At 69.3% G+C, this 13,072-nt stretch carries 1 protein-coding gene (only partly in view); it reads left to right on the top strand.

Features of this window, described 5'->3' with window-relative positions; all coding sequences use genetic code 11:
- A protein-coding gene (locus BLW84_RS24175; RefSeq protein WP_093269161.1) for a scabin-related ADP-ribosyltransferase crosses the window boundary here: on the top strand, window positions 1–13,071 show its 3' end. Its footprint begins 14,580 nt before the window's first position; 13,071 of the gene's 27,651 nt are visible here — the last part of the coding sequence; the start codon falls outside the window, past its left edge; it ends in the stop codon at window positions 13,069–13,071.
- Window position 13,072 lies beyond the last annotated feature (1 nt).

Consider the following 13,072-nt stretch of genomic DNA (forward strand, 5'->3'; position numbering starts at 1 on the left):
GCGGCTCGGCTGGAGCAAGGCGGTGAGGACGCTGCCCGGGCGTTCGTGCGGGAGTTGCGCGGGACGCAGGAGAACCCGAATCCGCTGTACGCGGATTGGGCGACGCGGGGGCGCGGGTTCGGTGGCGCGCGATCGGACGAGGCTCCGGTGTTCCGGTCCGGTGAGGCCGGACCGTCGAATTCCCAGGACACCGCGATGGCCGAAGGCGGCGGCTCTCCCCGGTCGACCGGGGACGCAGACCCGATGGACGTCGAGCCGACCCTGGAGGCGCAGGAGCGGGGCGGGGACGCCGACGATCTGGAGCTGCAGGACGAAGTCGTGCGGCGGCTCGGCGTCGACCGCGAGGACCTCTCGGTCTTCGAAGGCGACGTGGAGTTGGCGCGGGCGGCCCAGGACGAGGGGCTGCGGAACACTTTTGCCTCGCCAGCAGAGGCTTGGGAGCGTGCGGTGCGCGGTCGGTTGGAGCCGTTCGCCCTGCGGCCCGAAGACCTGCCGTGGTTCACCGGTCTCGTCGACGAGCTGGGCGGTCGCGAGCTGTCGGACTTCGCCCGCTGGCTCCGGCACGAGGGCATCGATCCGCAGGAGTTGCGCGACGGTGGCCCCCGGGCAGGACGCGACGCCGTGCTGAGGTGGAGGTTGCGCGCCCCTGCCGAAGATTTCCGGGAACTGGTGGGCCTCCACCAGAACGTCGAGTCCCTGTTGACTCTCTCGACTCGGCTCGGCCTGGGCGCTGCCGATGAAGCGTTGCTGGCCGATTACTTCAAGAGCCGAGAACCGGTCGACGTCGTCGAGGCGAACCTGCATGCGACCGCGGAGCACACCGGTCTCCCGGAAGCACACCTGTTCCAGGTCGCGTTGCGGCTCAACGTCGACCCCTCTGCCCTCGGTGCAGCGCGAAGCGTGATCGAACGGATCGGGCACGGGCTGTCGTCCGACGTCGCCACCCACCAGGTGCGGACCAGGCTCGCCCACCTCGAACTGGAACCGGCCGACTTGGCTTTGCTTGACAGGCACTGGTTCGACGCACTGAGTCCGGATCTGCTCGACCTGCTCTCGGACGCCGATCTCGGGGTCCAGGACATCCACTGGATGTCGCAGGCCGGGCTGCGGCCGGCCGACCTGAACGCGGATCCGGACCTGGGGCAGCGGGTGATCGACCGGCTGAACCAGGGGTGGCGGGATGCCCGCGGTGCCGTGCTGAACATCGGCCCGGGCCGCAGAGCGCTGCTCAGGGAACCGTGGTTCGACGCGGATGCGCTGATGGATCTGGCCCGCCGGGTCGACGCTGGGTTCGCGACGTCCGAGATCACGGAACTGGTCGTCTACTGCGAGCACCTCGGACGTGTCCCGACCGAGCTGCCGAGGCTCGCCGAGGAGTGGAGGGTGCCGATCCAGGACCTCTACTCGCTCGCCCAATACCTCCGGCTGGACCCGGGCGGGCTCCGCGAGCATGTCAGGACCGAGAACTTCCTCGCCCAGCTGACGGACCAGTTCGAACGGTTCGGGCTTTCGGTCGGTGAGGACGGCATTGCCTTCTTCGCGCGGATGCACCAACTTTCGGTCGGACCGCAGGAATGGGAGGACCTCGGTTGGTTCCTCCAACGCCGCGATCGAATCGATCTGTCCGAGGACACTGAACTGCCCGCGCTGCGCCAGGTCGGCGACTTCTCCGACGAGGAGCTGGCAGGGCTGGTTCGGGAGTGGCGGGACTCCACCGGCGGAGTCCGGGAAGCGTGGGCCGATCCGGCATTCCGCAACGACGTGGCGAACGTGCTGTACGTCCGCCCCGACGTCCTGGAGCTGCTGGACCCGCATGCGTGGACCGAATACGGCGGGCCGTGGGCGGGGACTGCCGCGGATCTCAGGGCGATAGCCAACACCGTGAGCGAGGGGCTCGCCGACTACGGTTTGGAACCGGGGGATCTGCCTTGGTTCCAGGGCATCTTGCCCCATCTGGATCCCGACGACGTGGTGGCCTTCCACGAGTACCTTCGGCGCGAGCGCGCCGATGTGTCGGGGCTGCGCGTGCAGGGAGTCCAGGTGGGACGAGACGCGGTCGCCCGCTGGCGGCTCGGGGCGGGCCTGGACGAGTCGTTCCCGGACGGGGTCAATCCCGTCGCACTGGCGCAGTTCGCGAGGTCGGCGGAGCTGAATGTCCAGCAGAGGCTGGACTTCGTCCGGGAGGCCCGGAACTACGGCGGGTTTCCGCCTATCGTGCAGGGCCTTTCGGCGTCGTGGCAGGTCGGTCCCGGACTGGTCTACCGAGTTGCCGCAGCGCTTGACGTCTCCCCGAGGCAACTTCGGGTGGACCTGCCGTGGTTGGGCCAGTCGGCATCGCCGCACCCGGAGCAGGTCGCAGCGCACGCGGTTCGGTCCTGGATGCGGCAGTTCGGTTTCCAGCCCGAGGATCTGGCGCTGTTCGGGGCGCTGGGCCGGGTCGGACCGGGAGAACTGGCGAACTTCCGGGACTTCCTCGAACGGGGCGGGTTTTCCCCTACCGACCTGCGTGCCGACGAGGCGCGGGCCCGACAGTTGGTCGAGGAGTGGCGGAATTCGCTGGCGGAGCCCGATGCTCGGCTCGACGGGACCGGGACCGTGGAGGGGACGTGGTGGCGCGAACTGGCGGACCTCGACTGGTTCGGGCGCCGCGAGGCGGCTCGGCTGGAATCGCTCGTGACGCGGCCGGAGTTGACAGTGCTCCGCGGCAAGTCCTACGACCCCAGGCCGGATCTCGTTTCCCTGACCCGGAAGTTGGGCCGGGTCCCCGATGAGATTCCACGCTTGGCGCGCAACACTCTTGGCGAAGCCCCGATCCTGCTGCGCCCCGGGGATCCGCAGTCCGCCCGCGGCTCCGAGGTGAAGGCGGCGACCCTGCTGCGAGCTGCGGCGGCACTCGGCGTCGAGCCGGTGCACCTGACGACGCTGTTCCGGCACGACCTGATCGGCTTCGAGAACCCGCGAGGCGGGCATCAGGTCTGGATCGACGCGATGGCGGCTCGGCTGCAGCGGCTCGGACTGACCAGTCCCGCGAGGTGGGCCGACTTCGCTCACGTTGTTGACGGCTTGGACCACAACGGCTGGCGGGATCACCAGTTCCTGCAAAGCTTCCTGGCAGAAGTCGACACGTCCTTGCCGGACCTGTACGCGGCGACGGACGAAGTGCGCGCCGCTGTGCTGATGGAATACCGGGAGCTGTTGGAGGCATCGCTGCCGCACTCCGGACGTTCGGCCGCGGGCGATGGCGGCCAGGTGTTGACCGAGGGTTTTGAGAGCATGCTGCTCGACAATCCGGAGAACGACAACGGTTCGATGCCGCCGCAGGAATCCGCGAGCACGTTGGTCGAAGGGGACGCACCCCACCCACCGGATTCCCAGCCAGAACCTGGTGACGGAGAAGAACCGCCAACCTACACCGAGCATGACCCGGAGCTGCCCCGATACGCCGGATTCGACCGCGACCTCCCGGATTTCGGGCAGGACGTGGTGCACCCGGTGCTGCGCGAAATGATCCTGGCGGAGCTGGGCGGCGCGCCGCACCCGGCGCACGAGGCCATCGCGGCCGAGGCGGCGATGGCCGTCGCGGCCGACGCGTTGGCCGTGAACCCGCTGCACCTGCGGCCGTTCCTGCGCGGCTTCCTCGGGCTCGACGTGCCCGGCCAGCTCGACGGGTTCGTGCGCAGCTTGCGCGACGCCGCTGCCGTGCTTGGTGCTGAGTCCGACGCCGACCGCGCGTGGCTGTTCCAGTTCGTCGACAACCCCGCGGTGACCGGCCACGGACCGGCGCGGCTGGGGCCGCTGCAGGTGCTCAACGGGCTGGTGATGGCGGAGAACAGGTTCGGCATCACGCTGCGCGAGCTGCGGAGCATGGACGAGGTCGCCCAACTCGAACGGTGGGACGACATGGTCGGTGTGCTGGAACACGAAGGCGGAGATCTCCGGGCGTTCGACGCGACACCGCCGGGCGGCCAGGAATTGCGCGACCACGTCCACCAGTGGGTGTCCAGCGCCCTGTCCATCGAGTCGAGGGACTACCGCCAGGTGTTCGGCGACGGCGGCGCCGAGGCGCTGGCGAGGCTCGGTTCCAGGATCGGCATGGGCCCGCGCTCGATCGAGCTGATCTCCTACGCCGCATCGATCGGCCGAGTCCCGAAGGAGATCCCGGAGCTGACCCGGCGGCTCGGTCTGCCGGAAGCCGACGGAGCCACGCTGGTCCGTGCGGCACGTCTGCTGGGCCTGCGCAACCCGGAACACCTGCTCGTGTTCGGCACCGATCTGGCGAACCAGGCCCGCGCGGGCAACCCGCTGAACGTAGACGAGTGGGTTCAGGGCCTGCACGAGAGCTTGGCGCGGTCGGGGTTGCCCACCACTCCGGACGGGAGCCGCGTGCTCGTTCCGGTCGTGGCCGAGCGCGCCCACTCGTTGGACGTGCGGATGGAGGAGTTCGGCGAGCTCGACCAGACCCTGCGGGCCCGCCGTTCGTCCCTGGGGCAATGGGTCAACCTGCTTCCTCAGCACGCGGCGCGTGACGTGCAGCGGTGGCGGGCGGAGCGGCTGGGGATCCATCCAGCGCGGTTCGCACAGCTATCCGGCACCGCCGGATTCGATCACCGTGCGCTGGTGGACGTCGCGGATCGGCTCGGGCTCGGCAGCGATCGGGCACTGCTGGTCGAGCACAGTGCGAGAACCGGCATGCCGCCGGGAGAATTCGCTGATCTCGCGCGGCGGCAGAGGCTGGACCCGCGCACGGTCCTGCGCAGCTGGGCAGCCGACCGGCTGGGGATCACCTCGGGGCTGCAGGATTCCCCGGGTGTCGACCTGGGCGCACTGGTGGGGTTCGCGAACCTCGCCGACCTGCCGCGCGTCGGTGCGGACAGCGATGTGTTCACCGCCGCCGACCTGGTGGAGATGAGCACCCTGCTCGGCCGTGTTCCGCACGAGCTGATCTACCGGATCGCGCAGCCGGGCGCGGATCCCCAGGCCGGGCTCCAGGAAGCCAAGCAGTGGCTAGCCGGCTGGCGGGGCGAGGAAGATCCGCGCGGTCGGGTGCTGGCCGGATACCAGCCGATCTCGTTCGACCGCATGCAGTACCAGAACCTGTGGCCTGAGGGGGAATGGAAAGCCCACCTCCAGCGCGGCAGCGCACTGGTCTCGGCTGCGCTCCGCTGGGGGCCGACCGCCGATATCAGTCCGATGCACCTCCTGGAGCAGGTCACCGAACTCGCGGCTCTCGACGATGCGGTTCAAGGCCGGCTCAACGAGGTGTGGCCGAACTTCGAGGAGGAGCTGACCGAAGGGCGCCCCCGAGCTGCTGCTGTCGCCGCGGTCATCAACACCGCGCTGCACCGGCTCCCGCTCTACGCGGGAGGGGAAGTCCACCAGGCGATTCCGGAGATGCACGACGGGCTCGTGCCGGGAAAGGTGATCGAACACCAGGGGTTCGCCTTCGCGACGGCACCCGGCCAGCCCGCGGGCGGGGTCCACATCGCCTACCGCCCGGCACCTGCCAGCTCATGGCGGTCTGCGCGGGCGATCCCCGGACAACGGGAACTGACCGTCGGGTTCCCGCTGGGCACCCGGTTCCGCGTGGTGTCGGTGGACCACGTCCCAGACCCCGGCGGCAACGCGCCGTCCACCCGCATCGTCATGGAGGAATACCACGGGGACGGACCGGGGGACACGCCCCCGAGCGGGCCGCCGAAGCGGTCCGCCGATGACGAGCCCGATCCAGCGCCGAAGCGCCCCAAGCACGACGACGAGTCGGTCGGGGCGACGGACCGCCGGCAGGCCTCCGATGCCGATGATCCGGTCGAGAGTGGGAACAGCCTTCCGGCGCAGGCCTCGCGCGTGGAGATCGATGGGTTCGACGCCCAGTGGCGGCTGACCCTCCAAGGGGTGTTCGGCCGCGAGGTGATGCCCGAGGAATACCGGGCGTGGCAGGAATACGCGGGAACTCGCGCGGAGCGCGATTGGCGAGAGGCAACGCTGGACCGGTCCGCGGCGAGTGGATCGCGGAGTGCGCCGGAGGTGCTTCGGCATGTCGAGGCGGCCGAGGCACAGCTGGCGGATGCGCAGGCGCGGTTGGGCAACGCCGAGGCCAGGCTCAGGGAGTCCGGGGCCGATCCGAACGCGTTGTACGACCGGTACCAGCGGGATCGTGCCGAGTACTACGCCAGGCGGGGCCGTGCTCCGGGCGGCAGCCCCGCATGGATGGGGCACTCGCCGAAGGGCTGGGTGAGCCAGGCGTGGACGGGATCCACGTTGTTCCCGTCCGGTCCGGCTCTGCACGTTGATGCTCCGCAGGGCGAGACTGATCCGCACATCAAGGCGGGCAGCGATGCCGGTGCACCGTTTGGTGGTGGTGTGCACGAGGCAGCCCTGAACTCGCTCGTCGATCTCGGTTTGGATGCGCAGCGGGTCGCTGAGGTTCGGGCGGAGTTCGAGGGACTGGCCGCCACCGGTCACCTGGAGGACCATTCGCTGGACATCGCCGCGAATCCGGGTGTGCGGGAGGCGCTGCAGGTCATCCACGCCAACCTGGACCGGATCCCGGAAGCGAGTCGTGGCCGGTTGCGGGCCTGGGTGGCGGATGCGGTGCTGGCCACGTCGCTGGTGCCGGTCCGGGAGTCGGCCCCGGATTCCCTGGCCGGGCTCGATCACGCGGCGGTCCAGCGCAGGTCGGCGGTGCGGGTGCTGACCCCGAACCGCCTGGAGGTGGTGCTGACGGGGGTCGCCAAGAACCTCAGGAGCTGGACGGACCCGTTCGACGCGGCGTGGTCCGCGCTGGAGCACTCCGGCTACCAGCCGGACGACGGGCTGCCGCAGCGGCTGGTCCGGCTGTCCCTGGTCAACCTGACTCCGCAGGCGCGGCTGCAGCTGGGCGAAGATGCACTGTTCCAGCGTCTGCTGAGCCGCGAGGACGCCTTGGTCGAGTCCATGTTCGCCTCCGGCGGGCACGACGAACAGCGCTTCCTGGCCACTTGCCTCGCGTCGGCGGCCAACACGGAGGTGCTGGGCAAGGTGCCGACGACAGCGGGACTGCTGTTGGTCGGTCGGAACCTCGCCGACGAGGTGCGGGCGTTGATCGACAACCCCCCGGCCCAGTGGGCGCAAGTGCTCGACGAACGCGACCAGATCTTCGGGCGGACCATCCGCGAGCTGGTGTCCGACCGCCTCGACGAGGCGGCGGCGGTGTTCGACGACATCGAGCGCCGCGCCTCAGAGCTGATCGACGGCGACAGCCGGAACCCCGATGCGTGGGCCGAGTTCAGCCAGCGGTGGGGGCGCACCATGCAGAAGCTGTCGGTCGTCGTCGATCCGTCGCAGGGACCGGATTCCGTCCCCGTGCTGACCAACAAGCTCATCGACGGCCGTTGGGGCTGGAGCGCGGGGGTTTCGGCACTGCTCATGGTGCTCGACCGCCCGTTCCGGCGATTCGCGTCGGTGAACAGCATTGCTTTCGGCAAGGCGTTGCATACCACCCTCGTCGACGAGGGGCTGCCGCGACGGGAAGTGGAGTTCACACGGTGGAGCGATGAGTTCGGCGTAGCCGAATGCTGGCAGCGGGTGCACCGCAACGGCGGTACGGTGCTGACCACAGCCACTCACGCGGTCTGGTTGGAAGCGGTCCAACGCGACGGGCAGCAGGCCTTCCTGGTGCACGATCCGAAGAAGTCCCACCCCGACCACTACAGCCCGGCCGGAATGCTGGAGTGGGCTCGCCGGAACAAGTTCACGATGGACCTGGTCGATCTGCCGGATCGGCCTTTCCAGGACGAGGTCCCGCCAAAGGAGACGCAGCGATCACCGGAACCATCGGCGTCCACATCGGATAGCTGGTCCGCTGCCGACGAATCGGTGGAATCGACCACGGCGTCGTGGGAATCTTCGCAGCACGCAACGGAATCGTCAGAGCCGTCCGAGCTTCCCGGCGACCGGCCGGAGCCGGAGGTGTCGGTTGCCGAGGAGCTTGCCGCGTTCGGCCTGGATGAACAGCGGTTCGCGCAGGCGCGTGCCGAGCTGGGCGAGTGGGCGGGTGACGGCCGGGTCGAGGACTACACGGCGGAGATCCTGTCGCGGCCGGAGCTGGGACGCGCGCTGCGGGAGATCCGCGCGAACCTGGATTTGGTGCCCGGCCTTGATGTTGCGCGGCTGAAGTCGCTGGTCGCCGATGCGGTGCTGTCGGCGGCGCTGGTGCCGGTGCGGGATGCGGTGGTCTCGGGTTCGATGCACCACAACGCCAGCACCCAGCACGAGCGACTGGCCGCGCAGCCGCTTTCCCCGCATGGCCTGCAGGAGCTGTTGGACAACATCGCCGACCTCACCGGCCAGGGCAAGGACCCCTTCCGGGCGCGCGAATCGCTGCTGCGCCACTCCGGTTACGAGCCGGAACAGGGCCCGTCCCGCCGGCTGACGCAGCTGTCGCTGGTGAACCTGAACCCGCACCTCCGCCAGCAGCTGGTTCACGATGGACTTTTCCAGCGGCTGCTGGACAACGACGAGGCCCTCGGCAACGCTTTGTTCGGCACCGACGGCCACGACTGGCGCGACCTGCTCGCCGCGCACGGCCTGCAGGCGGGCACGATGCCGACGATCGGCGGGCTGCTGCAGGTCGGACGCCACGTCGTGCGGCACCTGGACGAGCAGTTGACCGCGTTGACCATGGAGGCCAGCCGTACCGGGGCGGGGCAGCGGCGGGGCGGGGATGCCGTCGACGAGTTCGTTCGGCAGCACCTCACCCGGGCGCAGGAGGCGTTCGACGAGATCGAGCAGATGGCGCAGGACTCCTTCGACAGCATTGAGCGGACGGCTTTGGCGTTCATCCAGGCCGAATCCGATGGCAGCCCGGTCCACCACGAGCAGTGGGCCGAGTTGACCAGGGCGTGGAGCACCACGATGCGCGCGATGCTGATGTGGGACGGGCCCGCGCTCGACGGCCTGCGCGCCGCGTTGTCGGACGTGATGAGCACCAACGGGGTCCGGGAGCAGGTGCGGGTCACCGGCGAGACCGAGCCGGGGCCGCTGTGGGAGCGCGTTCGCGGCGGTGGCGGCGCGGTGCGGGCCACGATCGGGGTGCATGCGCAGCCGGTCTTGGTCCAGGCGGTCCGCCAGGACGGTACGCGGCTGTTCTCGGTCGCTGATCCGGAGGTGGACCACGTCCAGATGCTCGACTTCGAAGGGTTCGTGCGTTGGGCGGACAACGCCGAGGCAGTCCTCGCGCTGCCCGTCGACCATCCCCAGGCCGCGAACAGCCCCGAACCACCAGATCGGGAAGCTTCGCTCGGCGAGCAGACTTCGGACGACTCGGACTACTGGGCCGACGACAGCGCCGAGTCGACATCCGAACCGGACAGCGAGGGAAGCCTCACCCGCGCGGACGACTCCGCCCCGACGCACTCCAACACCGGTGACGGAACGGGGGCGCATTCGGAGCAGACCGGAGGCGAAGACCAGCATCCGCGCTCGATGCCGGACCGAAACGCCGCGCCGGCTTCGTGGAAAACCACCGAATACCGGACGTTCGGGTCTGCTTCGGACACTGGTGGGGCGGCGCAGAAGCTTGCTCGCGGGCCGTTCGCCCACCGGGCCAACGAGCAGATCATCGATGCGTCCTTCCCCCGGTTCCTCGGGGCGCGGCCGGTGCTGGTCGATGAGCATCCGCCGGTGCGGATCTCCGGCGACGGCACGCTGGCCATCGCCGCGCACGGTCACGGGGCCAAGGAGGTCTTCGCGACGCTGGATGTGGTGCGGAGGGCGCAGGCCGACCTCGACCGCGTCGGCGGGGGCGCGAAGTTGCAGGTGGACGACAGCACCGGCATCGAGTTCAACGCCGGCGGGAAGATGCAGCGGCTCTACCGGGTGGTGCCGGGCTTCGGGGATGGCGGTGTCTCGGACATCTCCAAGGAGTTCACCCGCGACGTGCTCGGCGCCTCGCCCACGCACGCCGTCCTCTACGACACGCGCCCGCCTGGCGCGGGCGGGACCGGCAAGTTCGCCACGGCGAAGATCAACACCACCAGCGACAAGGAGATATCCGGCACCCACCAGCTGGCCGACGCGCTGGTCTCGACCACGCCGGAGCTGACCGACACCGAATGGGCCGCCGGACAGGTGCGCCGGGGCTGGGACGAGCAGGAGTACGACTCCCCGACGCCGGGGGAGGGCTACGGCCGGGCATTCTCCCGCACCGGTGGGGGAGGCTCGGTGGCCGCGAAGCTGGGCATCAACGAGCACGCTCGTCCGCGGGTCGGCGAGGGCTATCTCATCCAGCCGATCTCACACGGCACCAACGATGACGGCAGCCGCCGGTTCTCGCTGGACTTCTCCTCCGGTTCCGACGAGGGGCGCCGGGTCGAGCGGATGCGGTTCTACCGCTTCGCGCCGGTCGTGCTGGAAAGCTCCGACGGCCAGCACCACATCGTGCTGGAGAACACCAGGCGGCGGGAGAAGGACAACAAGTTCCTGCGCACCGTGCTGGACGAGAACATCACCCACTACGCAACGCGGGTGCACGAACTCGAGCAGGTCCTCGCCGAGGAGAAGGCGAAGGAGAAGACGAAGGCGAACGAGGGCACCGGATCCCGCGAGTTGTTCGTCGAAAGCCTGCTGAAGGTGATCGAGAACCAGCAGAAGCTGGCCGAGCTCGGTGACCAAGATCCTGGGCAGATCAAGGGTGAACTCGCCGCGGCCAAGGGCAACGCGGTGCGTGCGCTGATGGCGCTCAGCGGCGAGGAGCTCGGCACCAGCGGGGACCAGTGGTGGTTCGAGATGTTCGGCCGCGCGCCCGGCGAGTCGCTGTTCGAAAGCGAATCGCACCTCGGGGACAAGCCCAACGCCCTGGTGCTGACCGTCATCCCGGACCACGACGACAAGCGGGTGCAGGTCGAGTTCGGTGTCGGCAGCACGCAACTGGACGAGTTGGCGACCGTGCAGACGAAGCGGTTCATCAGCAAGCTCGCGGGCAACGCGGCGTGGCTGGCCAAGCAAGGCGCGCCACTGCCGCCGGTCCACATCACGGTGGAATCGCTGCCCGACGAACTGGGCGCGCGCGAGCAGCGCAGCGCGGCCGTCGTCCAGGAGTTGCGCAAGCACGCCGCAGCGTTGGGCTTGGACGTGGGCACGATGCCGGTCGTGATCGACCACCGCGTCCGCGACGTGGCGGCCCTGCACGCACAACGCGGGGAGTTCGGCTTCGACGACGATGAGCCGATCCGCACGGTCGTGAAGGTGCACGCGCAGCTCGCGGAACCAGGCCCGGGCAAACCCGATCCGACACCGCAGGAACTCGCCGAGCTGGCGCGCACCACGGGACTGCACCGGGCCCCGACCCCGCTGGGCAAACACCTCGGCGTGTACACCGAGGTCACCGCCGAGGAGATCGGCCGGATGCGCGAGATCGTCCGCACCGCACGGCAGCTCGACCCGGACCGCGGTGACGATCCGGAGTGGTTGACTTCGGTCCGCCGCATCGCAGAACTCCAGCAGCGCAGCGGCGTGACAGACCTCGATGCACTGGTTCGGCAGATCTTCGGCCGCTCCGACGACGCCGAGGTCCGCCCGTGGGAACGGCGCCAACTGATCGACCTCGTCCCGCACGCCAAGCGGAGCGGCCGCCCGGTGACGCTGTCGGACCTGATCGACGCTCGCGAGGCGCAGCAGTGGCCGACCCCCGCGCCACCACCCGAACCGGTCCCGAACGAGATCGCGCTGGCGTCCATCCAGGCCGAGTCCGACGGCACCCCGGTCCACCACGAACAGTGGACCGAGGCAGTGCCAGATACGGCGCCGACCTCGAACCTCGATGAGGCCCAGGAATCGGCTGCCACGCAGCAGGAATCGACGCCCAACGCCCAGGCAGAATCGACGCCGGGGCCGTCGATGGTCACCTTCAGCTCCGCTCCCGCCGGCCAGGCGTCGGCGGCAAAGGCGGTTGCGGATCCGTCGATCCAGGCCCCGGCAGACCTGTCCACTCAGGTGCGGGTACCAGATACGGAGCCGACCTCGAACCTCGGTGCGAACCAGGAATCGGCTGTCACGCAGCAGGAATCGGCGCCCAACCATGGTTCGGAGGAACCGTCCACCAGCGCTGCCTCCGAGACCGGGTGGGTCGTCGGGCGGAACGTGGACACCGGGGATGAGGTCCGCTTCGACCCGGGCGAGGTCCAGTCGTGGGAGTTGAAGGACAGCAACGGCGACCTGATCGGGATCACCTTCGTCAGCGATGCGGACGACCGCGAGGGCATACAGACGTGGACGGAGATCGGCGGCACCGCGGACAAGGTGAACTACTCAAGTCCGCTCAGCGAGGATGCGATGCAGGGCATGTCGGAGGAGGAGTGGGAGGCGTCCGACAAGAAGCCGGTGCTGCTGCCCTGGTACTCCCCGTTCGGGCCCGGTCAGAACCCGATTCCCATCAACGCGCACGCCGACGAGACATCCGTGGAGGTCACCCGGACCGACGGCACGAAGGTGGAGGTCGGCGGCGCGGCCTTCGCCAAGATCGTCGCGAAGCCGGCTATCTTCAAAACTCTGTGCGAGCAGCAGTCCGGCGCCGTTTCCTACCAGCTGCTGGCCTGCAAGTCCGGCAAGCTCAACGAGCCGGGTGGATCCGCCTTCGACTTCCAGCAGGCCCTTAGCAAGCTGGGGCACGGCGGCACCGTCTTCGCGCCCACCGACGTAGTCAACGTCGGGTGGCAGTCGGAGCCCAGTAACCCCTACACGAACCCCTACACAGTGGTCTTGTCCGACGGTGGTTGGGCCGAATTCGACGGGCAGGCGCCGGGCGGCACGAGGGTGGACGAGCCCACCGGTTTCGTCCTGGACGAAACCAACGGCGCTGGTTGGGAAGTGGAGGAATCCGGCACCACGTGGGCGTTCGAGCCGGCAGAGGAGGACAACGCCTGGGACGCGGAGGAATCCGGACCCACGTGGACGTTCGATTCAACGAACGAGGAGGACAACGCCCGCGAAGTGGATTCGGTGGAGTCGGCCCAGGAAGCGACCTCGGAGGAGCTCCCCGACGTCCCCGGCGAAACGGTTCTCGGCGGCGGTGGCGACGATGAGGACGAGCGGTAGG

Origin of the sequence: Saccharopolyspora shandongensis (genome assembly GCF_900106995.1) — a bacterium.
GTDB classification, from domain to species: Bacteria; Actinomycetota; Actinomycetes; order Mycobacteriales; family Pseudonocardiaceae; genus Saccharopolyspora; species Saccharopolyspora shandongensis.